This is a genomic window from Campylobacter concisus (assembly GCF_003048445.1).
In the GTDB taxonomy this organism is placed as follows: Bacteria; Campylobacterota; Campylobacteria; order Campylobacterales; family Campylobacteraceae; genus Campylobacter_A; species Campylobacter_A concisus_BF.
Genome location: NZ_PIQW01000003.1, coordinates 44,596 through 68,783, shown reverse-complemented (window position 1 = coordinate 68,783; position 24,188 = coordinate 44,596). Strand labels below are relative to the sequence as shown.

At 39.2% G+C, this 24,188-nt stretch carries 21 protein-coding genes and 1 pseudogene; 14 read left to right on the top strand and 8 right to left on the bottom strand.

The annotated features are described in order from the left end of the window. The first annotated feature begins 196 nt into the window (after positions 1-196). On the top strand, positions 197-439 hold the full coding sequence (locus CVT14_RS02475; RefSeq protein WP_021089358.1) for a helix-hairpin-helix domain-containing protein: 243 nt from the start codon (positions 197-199) through the stop codon (positions 437-439). A gap of 238 nt (positions 440-677) precedes the next feature. Next, a complete protein-coding gene (locus CVT14_RS02470; protein WP_107849622.1) occupies positions 678-1,124 on the top strand; it encodes a pyrimidine dimer DNA glycosylase/endonuclease V in 447 nt (148 codons plus the stop codon). Between the two features lie 3 nt (positions 1,125-1,127). Here CVT14_RS02470 and CVT14_RS02465 read toward each other — a convergent pair whose 3' ends face one another. After that, on the bottom strand, positions 1,128-1,448 hold the full coding sequence (locus CVT14_RS02465; RefSeq protein WP_107849621.1) for a YolD-like family protein: 321 nt from the start codon (positions 1,446-1,448) through the stop codon (positions 1,128-1,130). Continuing rightward, positions 1,441-2,709, bottom strand: a complete 1,269-nt coding sequence (locus CVT14_RS02460) for a DNA repair protein (RefSeq protein ID WP_107849620.1) — start codon at positions 2,707-2,709, stop codon at positions 1,441-1,443. Before CVT14_RS02460 ends, CVT14_RS02465 begins: the two co-directional genes overlap by 8 nt. A 139-nt stretch (positions 2,710-2,848) precedes the next feature. On the opposite strand from CVT14_RS02460, the pseudogene CVT14_RS10790 reads away from it, so the two are divergent. Continuing rightward, positions 2,849-2,944: pseudogene (locus CVT14_RS10790) on the top strand (hypothetical protein); the annotation flags it as partial. A 320-nt stretch (positions 2,945-3,264) separates the two neighbouring features. On the opposite strand, the gene aroC reads toward CVT14_RS10790, so the two are convergent. From aroC to CVT14_RS02435, 4 genes are read right to left on the bottom strand one after another with little or no spacing between them, the layout of a single operon-like run. Next, entirely contained in the window at positions 3,265-4,338 is a 1,074-nt protein-coding gene (aroC, locus tag CVT14_RS02450; RefSeq protein ID WP_107849619.1) for a chorismate synthase, read from the bottom strand. 8 nt (positions 4,339-4,346) lie between these two features. Then, complete coding sequence (rnc, locus tag CVT14_RS02445; RefSeq protein ID WP_107849618.1) at positions 4,347-5,018, bottom strand: ribonuclease III; 672 nt, start codon at positions 5,016-5,018, stop codon at positions 4,347-4,349. Beyond that, on the bottom strand, positions 5,015-5,449 hold the full coding sequence (rnhA, locus tag CVT14_RS02440; protein WP_021089915.1) for a ribonuclease HI: 435 nt from the start codon (positions 5,447-5,449) through the stop codon (positions 5,015-5,017). Before rnhA ends, rnc begins: the two co-directional genes overlap by 4 nt. Next, positions 5,427-6,452, bottom strand: a complete 1,026-nt coding sequence (locus CVT14_RS02435; RefSeq protein ID WP_021089914.1) for a tetratricopeptide repeat protein — start codon at positions 6,450-6,452, stop codon at positions 5,427-5,429. The genes rnhA and CVT14_RS02435 overlap by 23 nt, the downstream gene beginning before the upstream one ends. Positions 6,453-6,513: 61 nt before the next feature. Here CVT14_RS02435 and dnaG point away from each other — a divergent pair, with 61 nt between their 5' ends. The 10 genes from dnaG to CVT14_RS02380 all read left to right on the top strand — a co-directional run bounded on the left by dnaG (position 6,514) and on the right by CVT14_RS02380 (position 21,174). After that, positions 6,514-8,226 (top strand): DNA primase, encoded by a 1,713-nt coding sequence (gene dnaG, locus CVT14_RS02430; RefSeq protein WP_199907318.1) that lies wholly within the window; start codon positions 6,514-6,516, stop codon positions 8,224-8,226. 98 nt (positions 8,227-8,324) lie between these two features. After that, positions 8,325-9,563, top strand: coding sequence for a M20 family metallo-hydrolase (locus CVT14_RS02425; RefSeq protein ID WP_107849616.1), 1,239 nt, complete (start codon positions 8,325-8,327; stop codon positions 9,561-9,563). Between the two features lie 2 nt (positions 9,564-9,565). After that, the gene (locus CVT14_RS02420) at positions 9,566-10,885 is read left to right on the top strand and encodes an amidohydrolase (protein ID WP_107849615.1); all 1,320 of its coding nucleotides are present in this window, start codon (positions 9,566-9,568) and stop codon (positions 10,883-10,885) included. After that, positions 10,882-11,580 (top strand): dipeptidase PepE, encoded by a 699-nt coding sequence (pepE, locus tag CVT14_RS02415; protein ID WP_107849614.1) that lies wholly within the window; start codon positions 10,882-10,884, stop codon positions 11,578-11,580. Before CVT14_RS02420 ends, pepE begins: the two co-directional genes overlap by 4 nt. A 14-nt stretch (positions 11,581-11,594) precedes the next feature. Continuing rightward, entirely contained in the window at positions 11,595-12,905 is a 1,311-nt protein-coding gene (gene dcuC / locus CVT14_RS02410) for a C4-dicarboxylate transporter DcuC (protein ID WP_107849613.1), read from the top strand. A 10-nt stretch (positions 12,906-12,915) separates the two neighbouring features. Next, entirely contained in the window at positions 12,916-14,139 is a 1,224-nt protein-coding gene (pepT, locus tag CVT14_RS02405; protein WP_107849612.1) for a peptidase T, read from the top strand. A 59-nt stretch (positions 14,140-14,198) separates the two neighbouring features. Beyond that, positions 14,199-15,188 (top strand): argininosuccinate synthase domain-containing protein, encoded by a 990-nt coding sequence (locus CVT14_RS02400; RefSeq protein WP_107849611.1) that lies wholly within the window; start codon positions 14,199-14,201, stop codon positions 15,186-15,188. A gap of 191 nt (positions 15,189-15,379) precedes the next feature. Beyond that, positions 15,380-16,954, top strand: a complete 1,575-nt coding sequence (locus CVT14_RS02395; protein ID WP_021089871.1) for an Ig-like domain-containing protein — start codon at positions 15,380-15,382, stop codon at positions 16,952-16,954. Positions 16,955-17,619: 665 nt separating this feature from the next. After that, complete coding sequence (locus CVT14_RS02385; RefSeq protein ID WP_107849610.1) at positions 17,620-18,384, top strand: DUF996 domain-containing protein; 765 nt, start codon at positions 17,620-17,622, stop codon at positions 18,382-18,384. A gap of 648 nt (positions 18,385-19,032) precedes the next feature. Beyond that, positions 19,033-21,174 carry a tyrosine-type recombinase/integrase gene (locus tag CVT14_RS02380; protein ID WP_107849609.1) on the top strand — a complete coding sequence of 714 codons (2,142 nt, stop codon included), beginning with the start codon at positions 19,033-19,035 and terminating at the stop codon, positions 21,172-21,174. Between the two features lie 297 nt (positions 21,175-21,471). On the opposite strand, the gene CVT14_RS02375 is transcribed toward CVT14_RS02380, so the two are convergent. Then, complete coding sequence (locus CVT14_RS02375) at positions 21,472-23,490, bottom strand: AAA family ATPase (protein ID WP_107849655.1); 2,019 nt, start codon at positions 23,488-23,490, stop codon at positions 21,472-21,474. Between the two features lie 58 nt (positions 23,491-23,548). On the opposite strand from CVT14_RS02375, the gene CVT14_RS10935 reads away from it, so the two are divergent. Further along, positions 23,549-23,674 (top strand): hypothetical protein, encoded by a 126-nt coding sequence (locus tag CVT14_RS10935; RefSeq protein WP_265094436.1) that lies wholly within the window; start codon positions 23,549-23,551, stop codon positions 23,672-23,674. Positions 23,675-23,718: 44 nt separating this feature from the next. On the opposite strand, the gene CVT14_RS02370 is transcribed toward CVT14_RS10935, so the two are convergent. After that, entirely contained in the window at positions 23,719-24,066 is a 348-nt protein-coding gene (locus tag CVT14_RS02370; protein ID WP_107849608.1) for a hypothetical protein, read from the bottom strand. Positions 24,067-24,188 lie beyond the last annotated feature (122 nt).

Sequence of the window (24,188 nt, the reverse complement as noted above, 5' to 3'; positions counted from 1 at the left end):
AAATTTGATCTAAAATCATTTTAAGCATGGCTTTTCGCGTAATAAATTTTAATTAAATCATTGCGTGATCATGGTTTGGACGACGACTGAAAGCAATAGCAAGATGAAATTTAGCAAGCTTTGTAGCGCGCGGGAATTAAATTTAAAATTTCATTGCGGCGAGTTTGGTGGAATTTAAAAAAATTTGAGGTAAATTTTGAGCGATTTTAAGAAAATCCCCTATGTCGGCAAGGCGACCGAAGCTGATCTACTAGCACTTGGCTACAAGGATATCGCTTCGCTAAAGGGCGCGAACCCTGAGGAGATGTTTGAACGCACAAAGGCGCTTGGTCGCGGCAGTGATAGGTGCATCCTCTATGTTTACCGCATGGTTTGTTATTACGCAAATACTCCGCACCCAGATAAAACCAAGCTAAAATGGTGGCTTTGGAAGGATTAAATTTTTAAAATTTGGTAGCCACTATTTACAAACAATCACAAACTTTTATCAACTTTTGCAAACATTGAGCTACGATTTTAACGTTATTTTAAAGCCTTTATGCATAAAATCACAAACTATTACAATAATAGCAAACTATTATTATCAGAACTTTTTAGTTGACTTTTTGACTTAGTAAAACAAAAACCATAGATAGCAAAGGGTAACTAATATTTTTAATTATATAAATAAGGTAAAAATGAGACTCTGGACGATAAATTTTAAATATCTTGACGTAAAGGGTCTTGTGGCTCTGTGGAGAGAGGCTTTGCTGGCTAAAAATGTTTTAGAAGGGCTGACAAAAGGCTATAAAAACCACCCACAATTAATTAGATTTTACACTCATCAAAACTCTATCGATGCCATAAACGCCTATCTTTTGGAAGTTTATAAAGAGGCTAGCGCTCGTGGATATAAATTTGATGTTGCAAAAGTTGGAAAATTTAACGCAGAAAATTTATCCAAGATCGCCGTTACTAGAGGTCAAATCGAGTATGAATTTAGCTTTTTGCAAGAAAAATTAAAGCAAAGAGATTTAAAAAAATACAAAGAAAATTTAAATGTAAAAAATATAGAAATTTCTACCATTTTTACGAAGATAGACGGCGATATCGAGCCTTGGGAGAAGCCAAAAACGCTCATTTAGTTTTTATACTACAAATTTTTTAACGATCTCTATCCTATTTATATCCTCAAATTTGATCCTAGTTTTTACGACCATGAGGGTTTTATCTTTGAAATTTACATCTGAGACTAGGCCGCTAGTTTTTACGTAAGTAAAGCCGTTGTGGTAGCTCACACGCACTTCGTCAGCTATCTTTATCTCGCTTAATTTTTTTAAAATTTCATCGACCTTGCTCTCATCAAGCTCTAGTTTTTCGCATTTTTCTCGCTCTTTTTGGCGCAAGGCTCTCTCTAATGTTGAGAGAGGATTAAACGAGCTAAAAATTTTCGCCCTATCTTTACTCACCGCTCTTGTGCCCTCCGATCTTTTTGTTTCTATCTTGCCCAGTCGCTTCTGGTAGCAGGTCGATCGCGCGCAGGATCGAGTTTTTACCAAATTTCTCTTTTATCAAATTTAGCGACTTTAGCACCGCCTTTTCTTTAGCGTCATCTTCAAATAGGCTAAACTCAACCAAATTTTCTTTTACCACATCGTTTGCAGATATGCCTATTTGCCTGATTAGCCCGACATTTTTTATCTTGTTTAAAAGTAGCTCCTCAGCCGCACTCATCAGGACGCTTGAGACATTTGTTGGTGTTTTAAATCTCACGCTTGCACGTTGCTGCGGCTCAAGCTTATCGGCAAATCTCACGTTTATCGTTAGCCCACTCGCCCTCACATCTTTGTTTATGAGCCTAAGAGCGAGCCTGTCAGCCATCTCTTTTAGCACGATCACTGCCTCGCAGCGCTCGTAGTCTCTAGGCAAAATTTCCGAGCTAAAGTAGGACTTTGTACTTGGTTTATACGCCTTTATCTCAGCTATCGTCGTTGGCTCTATGCCGTTAGCGTGATCTATCGTGATGTAGGCATCGACGCCAAAAATTTTTTCAAGCAGACTTTTTGGCGCATTTGCGATATCTTTCATGCAAAAGATGCCGCATTTTTCGAGCTTTAGCCTAGTTTGCTTACCGATACGCCAAAAGTCACTTAGCGGCTGATGCGTCCAGAGCTGCTTTTTATAAAGCTCTTCGTCAAGATAGGCGATGCCGTCATCTTGGTGCTTTGCTAGTATATCAAGCGCGATCTTTGCGAGGTATAAATTTGTCCCCATGCCACAAGTCGCCGTCACGCCAGTCGTTTTTAAGATCTCATCCATCATCATCTTTGCCATCTCTTTTGCGCCAAGAGCGTAAAATTTCAAATAAGAAGTGAGGTCGATAAAGCACTCATCGATCGAATAGACGTAGATGTCCTCTTTGGAGACATATTTTAGATAAATTTCATAGATCCTTGCGGCGTAGTCTATGTAAAACTGCATCCTAGGCGGCGCGATGATAAATTTGATATCTCTTGGTATCTCAAAGAGCCTGCAGCGGTTTTTCACCCCTTTTGCACGAAGCGCAGGGCTAACAGCTAAGCAGATGCCGCCACTGCCACGACTAGCGTCAGCCACGACCAGATCAGCCTTAAATGGATCAAGCCCGCGCTCTACGCACTCAACCGAGGCGTAAAAGGACTTTAGGTCGATAACGGCGTAAATTTTGCTCTTTGGATTTTCATTTTTCATGAGAGGATTATAGATGAAATTTGGTAAAAGTTAGTTTGCAAATTTTGTTTGAAATGGCTTAAAAATTTAATAAAAATCTTTTAGAAAAAGGCTAAATTTGAGTGCAAAGACCACGCGCTAAAGATACCAAAATAACTCCGTGATCAGAAACTATGCCAAGCTGAGTGTAAGAGAGCCGATACTAATAAATGTAAATGACGCCAAAGCAAAGGGCGTCTCAACTGGCGACGTGGTGAGAGTATTTAACGACAGGGGTGAAATTTTAGTTGGCACGCTTGCTACTCATCATCCCAAAGCACGTCATTGCCATCTGCGAAGGTGCATGTTACGACCCTGAAGTGCTAAGCAAAAGAGCCTTTGCAAGCATGGCTGCGTCAATGTCCTAACTCACGACAAAGACATATCTGGCACCACTCAAAGCAACTACAGACGCAGGGTCTTAGGAAATTTAGAAAAATATAAAGGTGAGATCAAGCTAGTCGCTGCGTTTTCTAAACCAAAAATTTGCAATCTTTGTAGAATTTATAGAAATTTAGCCCTCGCTTTGTGGCTAAGTCAAATTTGGCTGTAAATTTTCTTTAAATTTTCAAGCTTTGTGCTTGCATTTAGTAGGAGCATATCAGCTAGCACTAGCCTTATCATCGCGGTTGCTACGACGCTGCCACGTATGCCTATGCAAGGATCATGCCTGCCTCTTAGCTCAAAATCCACCGCCTCGCCCTTTAAATTTAGCGTCTTTTGCTCTTTAAATATCGAAGGCGTTGGCTTAAAATGGCTCTTTAGCACGATCTGGGCGCCACTGCTTATACCCCCAAGTATGCCACCAGCGTTGTTGCTTAAAAAGCCAAGCTCGTCCATCTCGTCGTTGTTTGCTGAGCCAAGCATAGAGCTTACATTTACGCCAGCGCCGATCTCTACGGCTTTTACTCCGTTTATGCCCATTAAGGCCGCCGCCAAAGCACTATCAAGCCTATCGTAAAGTGGCTCGCCAAGACCAGCTGGCACGCCTTTAGCCACGCTTAAAACCACAGCTCCGACGCTATCGTGCTCGCTTCTAGCTTTATTTACTGCCTCTTTCATCGCCTCTTCGTTGCCAAGGGCGTAAATTTGCGAATTTTGGGCAAAATCAAAATCAATCTTGTCGCTAATCGCCTTGCCAATGCCAAGCACGCCACTTAAAACCTCGATCTTAAATTCATTTAAAAGTAGCTGTGCAAATGCCCCACCAGCGACCCTAACTGCCGTCTCTCTCGCACTTGCACGCCCGCCACCTCTGTGATCTCTAATGCCATATTTTTTAAAATATGTAAGATCAGCGTGCCCAGGGCGGAAAATTTCACGTAAATTTTCATAGTCATTTGACTTTTGGTTGTTGTTAAAAATGGCAAAACCTATCGGCGCCCCAGTGCTCGTGCCGTCAAAAACGCCGCTAAAAATTTCTATCTTATCAGCCTCATCTCTTGCCGTTGTGAAGCTACTTTGTCCAGGGCGACGCTTGTCAAGCTCGCTTTGGATGAAGTCTGTATCGATCTTTAGCCCAGCAGGTAGGCCATCTATCACGCCACCGATCGCCACTCCATGGCTCTCGCCAAAGCTAGTTAAGGTTAGTTTTTTGCCAAATGTATTCAAAATTTATCCTATTTTTTGATTTTTTCTAGTGCAATTTTTGCTGCGAGCTGTTGGGCTTGCTTTTTCGAGCTTCCAACGGCACGTGAAATTTCTTTGCCATTTAGCAGCAAGGCTATCTCAAATTCTTTCTTATGATCAGGGCCAAAAGAGCCTATGAGCTCGTATGTTGGTATGACGCCAAGGGTTGCTTGAGTGACCTCTTGAAGGGCGGTTTTGTAGTCCTTTTCAAGGTGCGCAAAGTCGATCTGCGGATAGCAAAGCTCAAGCAGGCTAATAGAAATTTCTCGCACTTTATCAAGTCCAGCCTCAAGGTAGATAGCGCCCATCACTGCTTCAAATGCGTCACTTAAAATACTATCTTTCTCTCTACCGCCGTTGTTTTCTTCAGCTTGGCTAAGCCTTAAAAACTCGCCCATATTTAACCGCCTAGACATATTTGCAAAGCTTTTTTCATTGACAAGTGCGGCACGAAGTTTGCTCATGTCGCCCTCTGCGATCTTGCTAAATTTCTTAAAAAGATACTCAGCCACGAGCAGATCCATCACCGCATCGCCCAAAAACTCAAGCCTCTCGTTGTTTATCGCCTGCTTAGTGCTTTTATGCGTTAGCGCCTCTTCTAAAAGCTCAGATTTTTTAAATTTATAGCCAAGATTACGTTCAAATTCTTCTAAATTTTTCATATCTTATTCTCATCTTTTATTTTTAATGCCTCGTCTCTTGCCATCTGGTCGCACTCCTCGTTTTCAGGGTGTCCAGCATGCCCTTTAACCCAGCTAGCCACGACTTTATGGGGCTTTGAAATCTCTAAATACTCCTGCCAAAGCTCGACATTTTTTACATTTTTGAAATTTCTCTTTTGCCAGTTTGTAAGCCACTCATTTATGCTATTTACCACGTATGAACTATCGGTAAAAAGCCTTACTTCGCAGGGCTCTTTTAGCGCTTTTAGCCCCATTATCGCAGCTTTTAGCTCCATTTGGTTATTTGTCGTATATGCCTCGCCGCCACTTGCTTTTTTCTGCGCTTCATTAAATCTCAATATATACGCCCAGCCGCCAGCTCCAGGGTTTCCAAGGCACGAGCCGTCACTAAAAAGTGTTACTATCTTCACTTGCTTTTTCTGTGATGTGGGATAAAATTTTGACACTACCTAGTTCGTGACAGACCGGACAGCGGTAAAAGTGCATAGGAAATGAGTTTTTGCAGTTTTTGCAAACGTAGTTAAAGCTTAGTCCTGCTGCGTCAAATTTAGCGTCTTTTAGCCTTTTTATGACATTTAGCTCAAAGCCGTAAATTTCACATGGACCTTCTATATCGCCCTTTGCGTAAAAAAGGGATTTGTATTTTGCATCGTCTAAATTTATAGGTGTTTTTAGGTTGTAAAGTAGGTCTAGCACATCTTCAAATTTGGCAAAATCTTTTAAATTTTCTAAATTTTCATTGTGTCTTATGAAAAGGGCTAAGATCATGCGTTTTAAAAGCTCAAAATTTTGGCTAAGATGTGAGAGGATTTCTACCTTTTCGCTAAAGCTTAAATTTCTATCATCAAGCGTGCTGATCGCCTTTATATAGGCCTTTTGATCTTTCACATTTGTCCCTAGCTCTTCAAGAGAATTTAGCGCATAAAGGGCTTCTTTGTAGTTTTTAAGCTTCTCATCTATCATCGTTAAAAAGCGAAGTGCGAGGACATTTCTAGGGCTTAGCTCAAGCGCTTTTTCAAAGACTTCGCCAGCTTTTTTTAAAAATCCAGCCTTAAAATAGACCTCTCCAAGCTCGTTTAGGATAAATTCCTTCTCGTTTTTATCTTTTACCTTTTCAAGTGCGATGAGATAGACGCCGATCGATTTTTCAAAGTCGCCATTTTTAGCAAAGGTCTGACCTAGCATGCTAAGGCTTGGTATATCTACTTCTGGGCTTTTTAGCATCTGTTTGTGCTCGTCGCTTATGCCATCTTTGCTGTCAAATTTCTTTATAAATTTTTCGATACGTTTTTTCTCATCTTTACTTGAAAATATACCCCAAGCATAGCTTAAAGCAGCGATCATCAAGATGATACTAAATAAAATAATAAGGCTAAATATCGGATCTCTGTGTCCAATGAAAAAAATATCCACGCTAACACTTTGTAATAAAATTTTACTTTAATTATAACAAAGCAGTTGTATAATTTTGCTTATGATAGATCCAAAATCCATTGAAAAATTAAAAAACCAAATAGACATTGTTAATATCATTGAGCAGTATATCCCAGTTAAAAAGATGGGCTCAAGCTACAAGTGCGTCTGTCCGTTTCATGACGACAAAAACCCGAGCATGAGCATAAATCAAAACAAGCAGATGTATCACTGTTTTGCCTGCAAAGCTGGCGGAGATGCGGTTAAATTTGTGATGGATTATGAAAAGCTAACCTACCCTGAGGCGATAGAAAAGATCGCTCAAATTTCAAATTTTAGCCTTGAATATACAAACGACAAGGTGCCAACGCAAAAAGAAAATAAGCACATTTTAGAAAAGGCAAATGCCTTTTATAGAAGTGAGTTTTACAAAAACGAAGCGGCCGTTAGATATATCAAGTCGCGCGGCATAAATGACGCTATGATAGAGAAATTTGAGCTTGGCTGGGCTGGGGATAGTAAAAGCACCATTAGGCTTTTGCAAAATGAGAATATCGAGCCCAAAGAGGCGCTTGAAGTTGGTATCGTAAAGCAAAATGAAAAGGGAATTTATGCTAGTTTTATTGATCGCATAACATTTCCTATCTACTCGCACACGACAAGGCTAGTTGGTTTTGGCGGTAGAACGATCTCAGATCACCCTGCAAAATATGTAAATTCGCCTCAAAGCTCGGTATTTGATAAGTCAAAGCTGCTCTATGGCTACCACCTAGCTAGGCAAAGTATATTTGAGAAAAAGCAGATCATCATAACAGAGGGCTACCTTGACGTCATCATGCTTCACTACGCTGGCTTTACAAACGCTGTTGCGGTGCTTGGCACAGCACTTACTACAAGCCACTTGCCACTTTTAAAAAGAGGCGAGATAAGCGTGGTGCTTTGCTTTGACGGAGATGGCGCTGGCATAAATGCAGCCATAAAGTCAGCTCACCTGCTAAGTATAAATAAGATAGATACAAAAGTAGTCATCATAAGTAACGGCGCGGATCCTGCTGATATGGTCTTTGCAGGCAAGATAAAGGAGCTTAGTGAGCTCTTTGGCTCAGGCGAGGACGCGGTGAAATTTTATATAGAAAAGATCATGCAAAAGTATGACATCACGCGTTCAATGCAAAGAGATAACTGCCTAAGCGAGATAAAAGCCTATATGGACGAGCTTGGAGAGGAGATAGCAAGCTCGTATGTGACCGAGGTAGCGGCAAGATTTAACCTAACTCCACAAAGCGTAGCAGATAGGTTTGGGCTAAAGCAGAAGCCAAAAAATGAAGCTAAATTTAAAAGAGAATTTAGAAAAAAAGATAAAGATGAATTTAGCAACTCTGTCATGGTAGATGAGGTGCCAGCTGTGATGAACAAAGACCCGCTTGAGTTTGCACTTTTTAAAACCATGCTAAATAACCCAAACTACAGAGATGAGATACTCTCAAAGCTTGGAGCTAGATACTTTATAAAGCATCCTGAGTATCTAAACGCCATCCTTTATAGATACGACGTGAGCGATGAGGAGATGGTTAGAGAAATTTTAATGGACGAAAAGATCCATGAGATCACCGATGCAACCACTTTGCAAAAGGCTATTTTAAATATGCAAATCGCCTTTTATGAGAACGAACAGCAAATTTTAAAAGGCTCAGATAACCCAAATAAGATAGAAATTTTAGAAAAACTGCTATTTATCATCAAAGATCTCAAGACTCAGCTTTATAAAATTTAAAAATTCACACTTTTTCAGCTTCAAATCATAAAACAAAATGTAAAATGCTTAAAGTAATAAATCTTTTTAAGATTGGCTTTATATTTTAAGGATTTATGATGATAGACGCTAAAAGATTTGAGAGAAATTTTAACGCTATAAGCGAGTTTGGAGCGCTAAAAGGTGGCGGGCTAACAAGGCTAGCCTTTAGCAAAGAGGACCTTGAAGCAAGAGAATTTCTTATAAATTTGATAGAGAAAAATGGCTTTAAACTTAAAATTGACAATGTCGGCAACATCTATGCTATCTATGATGAGGGCTGCAAAGCGGACGCTAAGCCAGTTTGCGTGGGCTCTCACATAGATAGCGTGCCAAATGGCGGCTTTTATGACGGCACACTTGGCGTTATGGCTGGACTTGAATCGCTAATGGCGATAAAAGAGGCTGGCATCAAGCTAAAGCGCCCACTTTGGCTTATAAATTTTAGCTGTGAGGAGTCAAGCCGCTTTAAGACAGCGACTATCGGCAGCAAGATAATAAGCGGCAAACTAAGCGAGCAAAGGCTTCATGAGCTAAAAGATGAAGATGGAATTTCACTTTTTGAGGCGATGAGCATGGCTGGACTTCACCCACAAAATTTAGACGAAACCCTACTAAAAGAAAACTCCCTACACGCCTACCTCGAGCTTCACATCGAGCAAGGCCCAGTCTTAGAGCGAAGCGGTATAAGCGTTGGCGTGGTAAGCGGGATTGCAGCTCCAATTAGATTTGAGATCACTATACAGGGCAAGGCTGATCACAGCGGTGCAACTCCTATGAATATGCGTAGTGATGCCCTGCTTGCCGCCTCACACATCATAATCGCAGCCAATAAATTTGCTAAAAACAAAAAAACAGCTGTCGCAACCGTTGGCTACGCGCATGCAAAACCAGGCGTTTTAAACGTCGTGCCAGGTGAGGCAAGGCTTGGCGTTGATCTAAGAGATATCGACAAGGCTAGCTTAGAGGAGCTAAATTTAGAGCTTAGAAATTTTGTGGGTGAGCTAAGCCGTGAGCTTAAATTTAGCTACGAGATAAGAGAGTTAAGTAGCGACGAGCCAGTAAAACTAAGCGAACACGCCATAAATTTACTTGAAGATGAAGCCAAAAAACTTGGTGTAAAAACGCTTACTTTGCCAAGTGGGGCTGGGCATGATGCGATGAATTTAACAAAGCTTGCAAGTAGCGTTGGCATGCTCTTTATCCCTTGCGTGGATGGCATCAGCCACAACACCAAAGAGGCGATAAATTTCAAAGACGCAGTAGCCGCAACTAGAATTTTAACAAACGCACTAATAAGACTTTCAAACGAGGAGTAGTCATGGACAAAATAGCAAATTTAGCACTATCTTTAAAAGAGGATATGATCAAAGATCGCAGATACTTTCACTCGCACCCAGAAACTGGCTGGTTTACCTTTTTTACGACTGCGGTTTTAGCAAAAAGGCTTAGCGAGCTAGGATATGAGGTGAAGCTTGGCGAAGAGGTCGTAAAGAGCGATGCAAGGCTTGGAGTTGGCAGCAAAGAGCAGTGCCAAAAGGCGATCGAGCGGGCAAAAAGTCTTTTAAATCCTGACGAGGCAAAATACCTTGAATGCATGAAAGATGGCCTAACTGGGCTGACAGCCTTCATCGACACAAAAAGACCTGGTAAATTTAGCGCATTTAGATTTGACATTGATAGCGTTGATGTGACAGAGAGCGCAGAGGCTGCTCATAGACCTTGCAAAGAGGGCTTTGGCTCAGATATCGCTGGTATCACGCACGCTTGTGGGCACGATGGACACATGGCGATGGGTCTAGCACTTGCAAAGCTGATCGCTAAAAATTTAGACGAGTTTAACGGTAAATTTAAATTTATATTTCAAACAGCAGAAGAGGGCACAAGAGGCGCTGTGGCTATGGAGGCTGCTGGTGTGCTTGATGGGGTTGAGTACCTACTTGGCGGACACATCGGCTTTCAAGCAGAAACAAATGGGGGCATAGTTTGTGGCACAAACAAACTGCTTGCAACTTCTAAATTTGACGTGCATATCACTGGCCGCTCAGCTCACGCAGCAGGAGCTCCAGAGGATGGAGCAAACGCCCTTTTAGCCGCTGCTCAAATGGCTCTAAATATGCATGGCATCACAAGGCACGCAAAGGGTGTGACTAGGATAAATGTAGGTGTTTTAAGAGCAGGCGAGGGCAGAAACGTCATAGCACCAAACGGCTATCTAGCCTGCGAAACAAGGGGCGAGGATACAAATTTAAATGAGTTTATGTATAAAAAATGCATGGATATCGTAAAAGGCGTGAGTGAAATTTACGGCGTTAAAAGCAAAGTCGTGATGACTGGAGGCACAAGCGGGGCAAATAGCGACAAAGAGGTGACTGAAATTTTCTATGAGGCGGCAAAACAAAGCCCATTTATAGATGATGATAAGATCGTTAAAGAGCTTGACTTTGGCGCTTGCGAGGACTTCGCTCACTTCATGAGAGCTTTGCAAGATAGAGGCGCAAAGAGCGGATATATGATGATCGGTACAAATTTAAAAGCAGGACATCACAACAGCAAATTTGACTTTGACGAGGAGTGCTTGGTCGCTGGGGTTGATATCTATCTAAGGGCTGCTTACAAACTAAATGGAGTTAAAAAATGAAAAATGCTTTACTAATCAGCGCTTCAAGCTACCAAGATACTGGCTACTTGAGACACTGTAAAAACTGGGTTAAGGACTTCTTGGGTGAGAGCGGTAAGGAGGAAATTTTATTTATCCCTTACGCTGGAGTTAGACGAAGTAATGACGAATACGAGCAAAAGGTGATCGACCGCCTAAAAAATAAAAATATAAAGTCGATCCACCACTACGAGGATAAAATTTCAGCTATCAAAAACGCTAACAGTATCGCAGTTGGTGGCGGCAACACCTTTATGCTTCTTTACACGCTTTATAAGCTAAATTTGATTGAGCCTATAAAAGAAGCTGTGGCAAACGGCGCACAATACTTTGGCTGGTCAGCTGGCGCAAATATCGCTGGCAAGACGATGATGACGACAAATGATATGCCTATCATCATGCCAAAGTCATTTGATAGCCTAAATATCTTCCCGTATCAGATCAATCCGCACTTTATAAGTGGCAAACTAGCAGGTCATAACGGCGAGAGCAGGGAGGAGAGGCTAGAGGAGTTTTTGATAGCAAATCCAAAAGAGACTATCTACGCACTGCCTGAGGGCACGGCTTTGCTTATAGAGGATAGCGAGGCTGAGGTCATAGGACACAGCGAAATTTTAAAATTTGAGTATCAAAAAGAGATAGAAAAAATAGAAGTTGGAACTAAATTTAAAATCTAAACAAGGAGAGAGGTATGGAATCATTCAAGCTAATTGCTGCCATTCTTGGCATCGTTGCAGTTGTAGCACTTCTAGTCTTAAAAAAAGAGACAAGAACAGTGCTAATAGGTGTTGGTTTGGTGCTTTGTTTAATCGCGCTAAAACCGATGGGGGCACTAAGTGCTTTTACTGACTATATGACTAAAGCAGGGCTTATAAAGGCTATTTGTGCTAGTATGGGTTTTGCTTTTGTTATGAAATACACAATGTGCGATAAGCACCTTGTTGCGCTTCTTACAAAGCCACTTAAAAACGTGGGATTTATCTTGATCCCTGTAACAACCGTGCTAACTTACTTTATAAATATCGCTATCCCTTCAGCTGCTGGCTGCTCGGCTGCTGTTGGTGCGACGCTTATACCGCTTCTAATGGCTTCAGGCGTTCGCCCTGCGATGGCTGGTGCGGCTGTTTTTGCAGGCACATTTGGCTCAGTACTAAGCCCGGGCTCTGCGCACAACATATATGTGGCCGATCTTGTTAAAAAGACAGTTGAGGGATATACAGTTCAAGACATCATAAAAGTGCAAATTCCTAGCGCATTTACAGCTCTTGTTATCGTAGTTGTCATGCTAACTATCGTCGCAATATTATTTAAAGACTATCAAAAAGGTACAAATTTCACTCTTGAAAATGGCGCTGCAAGCGAAGAGAAGTCAGCGTTTAAAGTAAATTTGATCTACGCTCTTATGCCACTTGTCCCACTTGTCATCTTGGTTATTGGCGGAACAAGCCTAGCAAAAGACTACAGCTTTTTGGCATGGACAAAGATGGGCGTTGCTGAAGCTATGATACTTGGTGCTATCATAGCTATCTTTGCTACGCTTACAAATCCACAAAAGATCACAAAAGAGTTCTTTAACGGCATGGGTCACGCTTACGCTGATGTTATCGGTATCATCATCGCAGCTGGCGTCTTTGTCGCTGGCTTAAAGGCATGCGGAGCTGTTGATGTGGTCATCGCGTGGCTAAAAACAGATCAAAGCTATGTTAAATTTGGCGGAACATTTGTGCCATTTATCATGGGTATAGTCACAGGCTCAGGCGACGCTGCTACATTTGCATTTAACGAAGCTGTCACAACAAATGCTGCTGCTCTTGGCTTTGAGCAAGATAAGCTTGGTATGGCTGCAGCCATCGCTGGCTCACTTGGACGTTCAGCTTCTCCGATCGCTGGTGCAGCTATCGTTTGTGCAGGTATTGCTATGGTTAGCCCAGTCGAGCTTGCAAAAAGGACATTTTTGGGTATGTTTTTCTCTGTTGTGGCGATCGCATTTTTCGTCATCTAAAGGATGAAAAATGGATATCGTAGAGAGATTTATAAACTATACGAAATTTAACACCACGACAAATAAAGAGAATGGATTAAAAGGCGTCATGCCTTCTAATCCAACCGAGTATGAGCTGGCTCTTTTTATAAAAGATGAGCTTAGCTCACTTGGTATAAAAGATATCATCTTGCAAGATAATGCTATCTTGATAGCAAAAATTCCTGCAAACTGCGAAAATGCCCCAAGTATCGCCTTTTTTGCGCACTTAGATACAAGTAGTGAGCAAAAAAATGACACAAAAGCTAAGATCGTAAAATACACAGGCGGCGACATCTGCCTAAATGAAGAGCAGGGAATTTACCTTAAATTTAGCGACAATCCAGAGCTTAAAAAATACGTTGGTGACGACATAGTGGTGACTGACGGCACTAGCTTGCTTGGCGCTGACGATAAGGCGGCGATCGCCAGTATCGTAAATATGGCTAGCTTTTTCATGCAAAATCCTGATGTAAAGCACGGCAAGATCGTGATCTGCTTCGTGCCTGATGAGGAGCAGGGCTTGCTTGGTGCAAAAGCGCTTGATGTAAATTTGCTTGGGGCTGACTTTGGCTACTGCTTAGACTGCTGCGAAATAGGCGAGCTAATATATGAAAACTGGAACGCAGCTGACTGCACGATGGTCTTTAAAGGCGTTTCGGCTCACCCGATGAACGCAAAGGGCAAGCTTGTAAATTCGCTACTTCTAGCGCATAAATTTATCTCGCTCTTGCCAGGCGGCGAAGTGCCAGAGTGCACCGAGGGCAAAGAGGGCTATTTCTGGGTGAAAGAGCTTAGCGGAAACAGCGCAAAAACGACGCTAAAGATCGATATAAGAGAATTTGACGAGATTAAATTTCAAAAAAGGCTTGAGTTTTTAAGCGACATGGCAAATTCTTTTAATAAAATTTATGGTGAGTGCTGTGAGGTCACGCTAACAACACGCTATGAAAATGTCTTTAAGTTCTTAAAAGATGAAAACTCACTGCCTATAAAACTAGCAAAAGATGCCTTTAATGAACTAAATATCACGCCAAACATAAAGCCGATGCGTGGCGGATACGACGGCGCTGCGATCTCTGCAAAGGGTGTGCCAACGCTAAATTTATTCACAGGGGCAAACAACTTTCACTCTATCTACGAGTATTTGCCAGTTAGCAGCCTAAAAGCCGCAAGCGAAGTCATAAAAAAAATCATAATTAACGCTGCTAAATAAACTTCATAAAAGCCTAGATTTAGTAAATTTAGGCTTTAAATTTTACTTTCAGGACAAAAATGAAGGCTTTAGCTTTGTTTAGCGGAGGGCTTGATAGTATGCTCTCTATGAAAATAATAAGCGATCAGGGTATCGAAGTGGTCGCACTTTATATGGATACTGGATTTGGCGTGGATGAGGAGAAGCACGAAGTTTTAAGGCACCGTGCAGCCTTGGCTGGAGCTAGCCTAAAGGTGGTTGATATGAGAAACGAGTATCTTCGTGACGTGCTTTTTAGCCCAAAATACGGCTACGGCAAGCAGTTTAACCCTTGCATCGACTGCCACGGATATATGTTTAAAACAGCTCTAAATATGCTAAAAAGCGAAAATGCAAATTTCATCATCACAGGCGAAGTCGTGGGTCAAAGGCCGATGAGCCAGCGCAGAGACGCACTTTTTCAGGTTAAGCGCCTAGCTGATGATGAGGACGATCTGGTGCTTCGTCCGATGTGCGCTAAGCTCTTGCCACCAACTAAGCCAGAGCGCGAGGGCTGGGTCGATAGAGAGAAGCTACTTGATATAAGCGGACGCGATAGAAAGCCACAGCTTGCTTTGGCAAAGGAATTTGGCTTTGAAGACTTTGCAACGCCAGGAGGTGGCTGTTTGCTAACGATCGAGAGCTTTGCCGTGAAGATAAAAGACTACTTGAAATTTGATAAAGAGATGAGAGATATCGATGTCGTGTGGCTAAAGCTTGGTAGGCATTTGCGCTTGCCGGAGGGTGCAAAAATGATAATAGGCCGTGACGAGAGCGATAATAACGCACTTTTGGCGCATCCAAATGATAAATTTACTAAGATCAAATTTGATGAGCGAGATGATATAGTTGGGGCTGTTAGTTTTATAAGTAAAAACGCTAGCAAGGCCGACAAAGAGCTTGCCGCAAGGCTCGCGCTAGCTTATACAAGAGCTAGTAGAGAAAATGAATTTGAAGTTAGCATCGCTAATGAGAAATTTATCATCAAACCTGAAGATAAAAAGCTAGCACAAGAGTTTTTTGTAAAATAAATCCAAATTTGCAAAGGAATTTGATATAAATTTCTTTGCAATATCTAAAATTTTATAACTATTTCAAACCCCCACAAAATCTAAATTTACAAAATTACCAGTCATAAATATGTCACAACTGTACCAAAGTACAATGGTTTGATTTTAGTAAAACTGCTAAATTTAGGTAAAAAATTTAAAAAGGGAGACACATGTCAAAGGAAATAGGCGTAGTAAAAAATGTAACGCAAGGAAGCGTAAAAGCTGTAAGCCTAACAGGTGAAAGCAGAGAGTTAAAAGTAGGTGACATAGTATATCAAGGTGAAAAGATAGTCACTGAATCAACTGACGCAAAAGTAGTAATAGCAAAAGCGGATGGCAAAGAGATAAGCTTAATAGGCAAAGACTCAATAAATTTAGACCAAAGTGTTGGTGAAAATTCTCAAACAACAGCAGACATAACCTCACTTCAAAAATCAATCTTAAGCGGTGAAGGTCTAGCTGGCTTAGAAGAGACTGCAGCTGGTGGAAACCAAGCTGGTGGAAACGCTGGCGGTGACGGAGTAAGTCTTGGTGCTGCTAGCTTTGCACAAGGTGGTCACTACTCAAATATAAGTGCGAATTTTAATAATCTTTCATCTCAAACAAGCACAAATGCCCCAGTTCAAACAGGTGTAGGTGGTGCAGTTACACTTGACAACCTTGCAGCTGCTATTGACGCGATATATCCAACTAGCAATGTTCCAACTCCAACAATCACAACAATAATAGATGGCAAGTATGGTGGTAAATGGAATGCCGATGTAATAGGTGATCTATCAAACGATAATAGACCATTTATTAAAGGAACAGCAGAGGCTGGAGCTATAGTTGAAATCTATGACAATGGCAACAAGATAGATGAAACAAGAGCCTATGATGATGGCACTTGGGAGTATGTAGTGCAAAATGACCTTCCTGATGGAAAGCACACTATCACAACTGTGGCTGTTGTAGATGGCGAGAGAAGCCTTAGCAGCAAAGGGGCTGAGGTTACTATTGATGCAACTAGGCCAACAGTAGAGTGGACAGATTTACCACATAACATTATAAGAAAAAATGTAATTTCTATGAGCGATAGTGATCCTGAGCCATCAATGAGTGGTAAGACTGAGCCAAATTCTGAAATAAATGTAAAAATAGGCAAAATAGAAGATAGTGGAACGCATACAGTTTTTGAAGGCAAGGTAAAAGCTGATGATAATGGTAATTTCACAGTAGATAAAACTACAATGGGTGATGGTTTTCCAGAACACTTTACGCCTGGCGAATACTCTTTCACAACACAGGTATCTGATCCTGCTGGCAATGAAAGTTTTACAAGCATACCTAAAAACTTCACACCAAAAAATGGTGCATTCTCAATAGAGCGCATATATGATGATGAATTTAGTGATCTAACAGAAGTGCAAGGCGATTATAGTCCTGTTTATAGACCTGTTGATGGGGATAGAAAGCCAACATTTGAGGGCACAGCAGAAGCAAATGCTGAGATAACATTAGTTGTTAAACATCATGGTTATGATTTTAATACAGAAACGAGAACTCCAGTTGAGATACAAGATATTTTAACAACAAGAGCTGATGAGAATGGCAAATGGAGCGTAGAGGCAAAAGTTGATTATAAAGACTCTATGCTTGACTACCACACAGTTGAGGCAAAAGCTACCAACCCATCAGGTGAGACGCTTGACCTTACTCCAACTACATTTTTCATGCCAACAACTGCACCCGAAGATCACCTATAATCAATTATGCGAAGAGTTTTTCTCTTCGCTATTTCTTATTATTTAAAAAATTATTATTTGACACAAATAAAAGTAAGCCTAGATGAGCTATGAGTTAGAGTTCTTGCCAAGTGCTTTAAAAGAGTGGCAAAAGCTTGACAAAAATTTAAAATATTTACTATCCAAATTCACAACTATGTTGCAAATCCAAAAAATTTAAAAACTATTTCCTATTAAATTTTTTATCATAAATCACATGATCGCTTTCTTTGCCTATTCAAGATACTTTATAACCACTTTATCACAATTGCGATCAGTTGGCTCTAGTTCTATATTGCTGTTTTATTTAGATCTATGATGATAGTGTTATAGAGATGGTTGGGGGAGAGGAAAGAATGAGAAAGGGTCAATGCCTAAAAACATAATCCATTTTTTAGCCTGAGATTCTCGCAATTAAATTAATTGCTTTTCAAAAATTTAATTAGAGATTGACCTATTATATAAGTTCTTTTGTCGCCAGTTATACTAAAAAGAGAAGCTAATGCTATAAAGTAGTCTATACATAATCCCCCCCCACATTATTTAGTTTCTATAAAATTATCTTTTATGCCTTATAAACTTAAGCCAACACTTTGTTTAACAAATCTATAATAAGCGTTTTTTATCTTAATCTTAAAGGAATAAACATGAAAGGGACTGTATTAGCTCCTGGCATAATATTAAATGCTGATGATCAGCGTTTTACTTATCTACAAGAAGACGTAGCTTCGGTGGCAAAAGACGGAGCTGCCATAGTTTTAAAACAAGGCGATGAGGTTGATTTTATCGCAGATGGACAAACTGCAAAACAAATCTATCTCACAAAAGCAAAATCTATGAATCTAAATTTAGATAACATAAATTTTGATATTAAAAGCAATGATTTATCTACCATTAGAACGCTGGGATTAGCAGGTTCAGCCTTACCTATTTTGGGCATTATCCCATTCATCGGATTTATCTTTTTTATCGCTGGATTTTTATGTATGTTGTTTGCTATATTTAAGCTATCAGATAAAGTTGGTAGTCCTACACTAAAGAAAAACTATATCTTATATCTAGTTGTCGCGGTAGCATCGACTATCCTGATCTCAATCGGCGCGATAACTGGAGCATTAGGCTTTGCTGGTATGGGCTCTGGCTATGCGAATGCTGGTGGGACAGGTGCTATTTTTGGAGTCATTTTAGGCTTAGCGGGCGTTGTAGGTATGATTTATGCATTTTTCAAAGAATTTCAAGTCTATAACGAGCTTTCAAATATATCTGGCGATAAATTTTTCCTCTACTATTTTATAGGTTCGGTTGTTGGAACTATTACTTTATTTATAATCATTGGTTACATCTTGTTGATTGTGGCATTTGTTTTACAAATCATCGCATGGTATAGACTGCAAGAGATTAAAGCAGCTTAAACTTCAATCATAAATCGGAGGGGGAATTTTCTGCTCCGATTTTCTTTCTTTATACAACATAGAACTTGTATTTAATTGCCTTATGTATATAGTAAGTTTGCAGTATAAAATTTTGCTAAACACTTATGCCAAGCCTATTAATGCAAACCATACAAGTAAATTTTTCAGCTATGAAAAATGGCAGAGATAATAGAAGAGTATCATCTAAGTAAAGCGGTAGATACTGCCCTAGCAAGAGGTGAAAAACCAGTAAAAGTAAGTCTAAATGAGATATGAGTTAGAATTTTGCTAAGCGTAAAAAAGAGGACTTTATAAAAAATTTTAAAATATTTGCTATCCAATCTTTTAATAATAGAAAATTTAACAATAAGTAAAGGGTAAATTTACCGAAAGTATTTTGCAAAAATTTAAAAAACTGTACCATACTTTTAGGAAATTTTAAAGAAAGGGAAACTGCAAAAAGGGCAGTTAAAGTATCGATAAGTAGGACATCTATGGTGTCAAAGGGGAGACTTGAACTCCCGACCTCCGGCTTATGAGGGTTTAAAAATAAGCCTTATGTAAGCACCAAAAAGACGGCACACAGCCAGTTTCACACTAGGTATCTGCTACATTTTGCTACAAAGTTATATTGCATAGGTAACAAAGATGCAATATCTAGTCAAACGAAATGGCATATATTACTTTAGAGTAGCCATTCCACTATATTTGAGGCCTTATTTTGGTAATAAAACCGAATACATAACCTCCTTCCTCACAAAACGCTTTGATACAGCAAAAAATCGTGCTAAGATCTACTCTATAATTTTTAACGCGATCAAAAAGGCATGGAAGATGAATTTGAGCAGCGAACTTATAGAGCACCTGGTGCTTATGCTTTTAAAAGCCAAGGAGGCCAAAAGTATCAAAGAGCATGATATGCTTGGCAGATATATAAATTTAGATGGACTACTATCACTAAATTTGTTTTTAAAACAGAGTTTAAAAGAAGATAGCTTACCCAGCGTCATATCAAAAGAGGTTGATGATATCTGCAAAAAGCTATCTTGCACTGACTCTCACACCAAAAAGCTTCTTGGCAAAAGAGTGCTTGAGGCAACGATAGATAATATAAATCACATATCATATAAGATGTGCAAAAACCAAAAGCTACTAAATGATAAGCAACAGGCATTTGTGCCACTTGGCAAAAAGCATAAGAGCACAAATTTAGATGATGGCACCAAAGACGAGATAGTAAAGGGCATTAAAGAGGCTAACATAGATAGCTATCAAGACGATATAGAGGCTTTAAAAAAGCAGAATTTGGTACTACCTTTTACTAAAAAATCCTTAAAGCACTCTGTTTGTGAGCTAAGAGATGCTATAAATGAGCTAGCAAAACAAAAGGGAGCACTCACACAAAACGATATCCTAAGAATATTTGGTTGTGAGTTATCGCTAGATGGAGACAATGAGCTAAGTGATGATCTAAAATTTGGATATGGAAATTTAAATGATCCTACCTTTGGTGGTCAGGTAAAGCTATATAAGGCAGATGAATACGAAGATAAAGGCATAGTTTTAAGTGACATTGAGGCTAAAGATCTTGTGATAGATGATACAAGTGATGCTAGTGGCATGACTTTTAATGAAGCTATAAATTTCTTTCAAAAGCTCTTTTCAAATAGAGCTAAAAGCTTTATATCACAGCTAGGCTCAACTGCTAAAAACGAAATAAAAGCTGACATGCTCACGCTAAAGAGCGCTTTTGAAAACTATGTATCAAACACAAGCATTTCAAACAACTGGAGTGATAGCACATTTGGCCTTGTTAGACATGTAGGGCGGCTCATGTCCATGAAATTTGGCGATGAGCTAGATATTAAAAAGATAAAAAGAGATGAGTTGCTAAATTTTAGAAATGTCTTACTACAACTACCAACCAAACTCTCTCAAAATAGTCTCTATAAAGATAAAAGCCTAGATGAGATCATAGCTTTGGCAAAAGATAGACCAAAAATTTCTAAATCAACTATCAAGAAATATATTGTTAGAGTTAGTGAGTTTTTTAAATACTGCTACGATAGTGACTATATAGATAAGAACCCGGCTATAGATCTACAAATAAATTTAAACCAAGATGATGTTACAAATAAAAACCCTTATGAAGATAGTGACGTAAATGCACTTTTGGATATTGTTAGTAAGATCAGGTCAAGTGGTGATACTAAAAGTCAAAGGATTAGCAAAGATGAGCTATTTTTCGTTACTCATATAGCAGCTTACTCTGGTATGAGACTAAATGAGATAATCCAGTTAAACACAGATGACATAGTCGAAAAATATAACATAGTATGCTTTAGTTTAAATACAAAAATAGATGTAAAAACGGGCAAGAGCAAGACTTTAAAGACTAGAAACTCTGTAAGGATTGTTCCTATCCACTCTAAGCTAAATAGCATTGGACTGTTTGAATTTATAGAGAGTAAAAAGAAGCTAGCTAAGCAATGCGGCAAAGCAGTTAGGCTATTTAATTGCAACAATAAAGACTTCTCTGAGTATTTTAGAAAGAAGGTAAATACTCAAGTTATAAAAGATGGTGATAAGACAAGGACGTTTCACTCATTTAGGCACACTTTTATAAACAAGCTCATTCAAAGTGGTCAAAGGGTTGAGCATATAGCTGCTCTTGTAGGGCATGAACAACAATACAAGATCACTATGAATACTTATGGAGAGCCAGTAACTCCGAAAATTCTAAAGGATCTAGTTGAAGAGGTAAAATTTGATCAAGGAGGGGAAAGGTGAGTGTAGTAAACTATTTAAAATGATAGTGCTGTAGTATAAAGAATAAAGATTGATTTATAAATTTAAGGCTATTTAAGATTATATAATTATGCTTAATTTTATGGATTTTTAATATTTCGCTATATGTTCTTTAATTTATATTAAACGGATCAATAAACAACGAAAAACACAATCCATAACCGGCTCACTATTCGCATACATATGATATCATCTATCAAAAAGCCATCTTTTATTTCATCTGGGCGAGGATACTTTTTGTCTGACAAGTCAGACAAAAGACCTCGTTAGGGATCATCCCTAAAACCCTATCTTCACACTCTTTTCTTCATTTTTTAGTGCGACTTCTAGCTCAAGCCTTCGGCAAAAGTCGTCGCCATTTTTTATAGGTCTAAATTTAGCTTGTCTTCTCACACTAGCAAAGTCTCCAGGCGCTAGCAAGCCAAGGTTTGAGACCTTTTTACTTGCGTTTTCATCAAATTTGACCTTTAACAACGCACACTCTTTTTTAAACAAATTTCGCGCTTGCTCTGGCAATAAATATCCAAACTCAAGCTTTAGATCAAATCTTCTAAGACAGGCTTTATCAAGATTATCTATCAAATTTGTCGTAGCGATAAAGATGCCATCAAAGCTCTCCATCTGCACTAACATCTCATTCACTTGGGTCACCTCCCAGCTTCTTGCAGCCATGCTTCTATCTTGCAAAAAGCTATCTACTTCGTCAAAGACTAGCACGGCTTTTTTATCTTTGGCTTCTTTGAAAGCTAGTGCTATGTTTTTCTCAGTTTCTCCCAGATACATAGACAAAAGATCGCTTCCTTTTTTGATGATGATCGGCTTTTTTAGGCTTTTAGCGATAAATTTAGCGTAAGCACTTTTGCCAGTTCCAGGCACGCCATAAAGACACATTCTTGCGTTTTTGCTCGCTTTTATGCCTTGCATTAGCTCAGTTAGGTCGCAGCCTGAGTTTACGAAATTTGGATCGTAGCTGCTTGGCAGATCAACGCTTGGCTTCTCATCTTTTTCTATCTCGTCGTAGCCTTGTGCTTTTAGTGTGTTGCTTATCACTCGCTCAAAGGCTTTGTTTTTGTCTTTTGTGTTTAAATTTGAAACGACTAAGCTAGCGTTACTAACGACTGCTGGAGCTACAAATCGATTTTTAGCTAGTTTTTTAACAAGCTTACTATCTATCAAATTTTCACTATATTTTTTTATGATCTTGGCTCTTACATCTTCAGTTGGTATGCCTATCTCTATGGCTAGGTTAAACCTTCTAACTACAGCTTCATCCATATCAAGGATATTATTAGTTATCCAGATAGTTGGCACTTCGTTAGTCTCAAGAGATCTATTTATAAAGGCTTTGCCATACTGCCTTTTCTCATCATTTTTGGTATTAAATATATCTTCTGCTTCGTCATACATGAGCAAATTTGACCCGGCGGACAATACACTTTGCGCAAGGCAATATGATCTTATCCTTTGGTACTCGTTTGCGTAGCCATCTCCATCATCATAAGCTACTTCGTAAAGTTTTAAATTTAGCTCACCAGCTACTGCTTTACTAAACTCAGTTTTACCAGTCCCTGCAGAGCCATAAAGGAGCACATTTACTCCCTTTTGCTTTTTGCGAATAGCGTTTTTTAGAAACGAGAGCAAAATTTTCACATCTTCTTTTATGTGAGGGTAGTTTTTTGTAGTTAAATTTGTCTTGCTGCATGGCTTTATCGCACTTTCAAATATCTCGTCTATGCTTTTGCACTCAACAAACAAATCACCCATGAAACTATTATTTATAACATCGGTTTTTGACCTTAGACTGCGTCCGTAACTATCTATTTTTAGTATCGAAGTCCTAGCAAAAACTCCATCTTTTCTAAAGGCATTTTGCACATCGCTAAATTTTAGTTTTAGTATCTTTGAGATCGCTTTTATGGCTTGTCTGGTGTTTAGCTCTCCTAGCAGATCACAAGCGTTTGAGACTACTTCATAGTTATACATGATCGCGACAAATCTCAAAATCTCTTTTTCGGTCTCATTTAGACCTAAATTTTCTTGAAGTAAATTTAGGTTGTGCTCAAGCTCTTTTAACTCGCATGAAATTTTGCTTTTTTCAAGGAGCTCGAGTTTAGTCTTGAGAACTTCGATGTCTTCTTCTTTGGGCTCACTTGTGCATATATCCAAAAACTCTAAAACATCATCACTTCTGCATCTTAAAAACTCTTTTTCTCCTCCAGCATAAAAAATGGCACGAAGCACCCAAAGTGTTGCAAGCTCATATATCTCATTATCTACGAAAAAATTCTCTTTTTGCATGATAAGCTCCTTTTTTGCTTTTGTTGAAGTTATTTTACTTAGCCAAAAAGACATTTTTATGTCCATAAATATAAAATTTGAGAAATTTGCTGTGAAAGATAAATTTAAAAAGAGCGTCCTAAAACGCTCTTTATTTACTCCAACGTATCACCACTATATGGTAGCTCAATATCTTTTACACTAGACTAGCACGATCTTCTATTGTAGGTTTATTTTTACTATAAAGTGTTATTTATTTAAGAACTTAACTAACTCATCTTTAAAATGGTCATCATCATACTCTTCATATGAATAATCATAATTTAAGCTAAAATGCACATTACCAATGTACGCATCTACTATTGATGTGTTAGAAGTCGGTTTTTTAGTGTGAGCTTCGATACTTAGATTTACCGGTAAAAAAGAGTCTTGGTAAGCAAATTCACTTCTAGTAATAACACATTTTTCATTTAGGTATGAATTGCAAAATTCTAAAAACTTAGCTCCTAATTCATCTGCTAGTTCTCTTTGTGTGCTAGCTAGATCTACAAACTGCTCAATTATGGGAGCGGTTTTAACAACTTTTTTCTTTGACATTTTTTCTCCTTTGTTTTAATTGTTTTTTGTCAAGATATCTTTGTGACATGTGAAATTATAACAAGCAAAATGGACAAAAAATGTCTATATTTAGAAATTTGAATTAAAAATTTAATATTTTT

What these genes read in the sequence shown, in the direction of transcription:
- CVT14_RS02470 (WP_107849622.1), top strand. Translation starts at nt 678, where the DNA reads ATGAGACTCTGGACGATAAATTTTAAATATCTTGACGTAAAGGGTCTT.
- CVT14_RS02460 (WP_107849620.1), bottom strand. Translation starts at nt 2,709, where the DNA reads ATGAAAAATGAAAATCCAAAGAGCAAAATTTACGCCGTTATCGACCTA.
- rnc (WP_107849618.1), bottom strand. Translation starts at nt 5,018, where the DNA reads ATGAAAAATTTAGAAGAATTTGAACGTAATCTTGGCTATAAATTTAAA.
- dnaG (WP_199907318.1), top strand. Translation starts at nt 6,514, where the DNA reads ATGATAGATCCAAAATCCATTGAAAAATTAAAAAACCAAATAGACATT.
- CVT14_RS02425 (WP_107849616.1), top strand. Translation starts at nt 8,325, where the DNA reads ATGATAGACGCTAAAAGATTTGAGAGAAATTTTAACGCTATAAGCGAG.
- CVT14_RS02420 (WP_107849615.1), top strand. Translation starts at nt 9,566, where the DNA reads ATGGACAAAATAGCAAATTTAGCACTATCTTTAAAAGAGGATATGATC.
- pepE (WP_107849614.1), top strand. Translation starts at nt 10,882, where the DNA reads ATGAAAAATGCTTTACTAATCAGCGCTTCAAGCTACCAAGATACTGGC.
- dcuC (WP_107849613.1), top strand. Translation starts at nt 11,595, where the DNA reads ATGGAATCATTCAAGCTAATTGCTGCCATTCTTGGCATCGTTGCAGTT.
- pepT (WP_107849612.1), top strand. Translation starts at nt 12,916, where the DNA reads ATGGATATCGTAGAGAGATTTATAAACTATACGAAATTTAACACCACG.
- CVT14_RS02400 (WP_107849611.1), top strand. Translation starts at nt 14,199, where the DNA reads ATGAAGGCTTTAGCTTTGTTTAGCGGAGGGCTTGATAGTATGCTCTCT.
- CVT14_RS02395 (WP_021089871.1), top strand. Translation starts at nt 15,380, where the DNA reads ATGTCAAAGGAAATAGGCGTAGTAAAAAATGTAACGCAAGGAAGCGTA.
- CVT14_RS02385 (WP_107849610.1), top strand. Translation starts at nt 17,620, where the DNA reads ATGAAAGGGACTGTATTAGCTCCTGGCATAATATTAAATGCTGATGAT.
- CVT14_RS02380 (WP_107849609.1), top strand. Translation starts at nt 19,033, where the DNA reads ATGCAATATCTAGTCAAACGAAATGGCATATATTACTTTAGAGTAGCC.
- CVT14_RS02375 (WP_107849655.1), bottom strand. Translation starts at nt 23,490, where the DNA reads ATGCAAAAAGAGAATTTTTTCGTAGATAATGAGATATATGAGCTTGCA.
- CVT14_RS10935 (WP_265094436.1), top strand. Translation starts at nt 23,549, where the DNA reads ATGTCCATAAATATAAAATTTGAGAAATTTGCTGTGAAAGATAAATTT.
- CVT14_RS02370 (WP_107849608.1), bottom strand. Translation starts at nt 24,066, where the DNA reads ATGTCAAAGAAAAAAGTTGTTAAAACCGCTCCCATAATTGAGCAGTTT.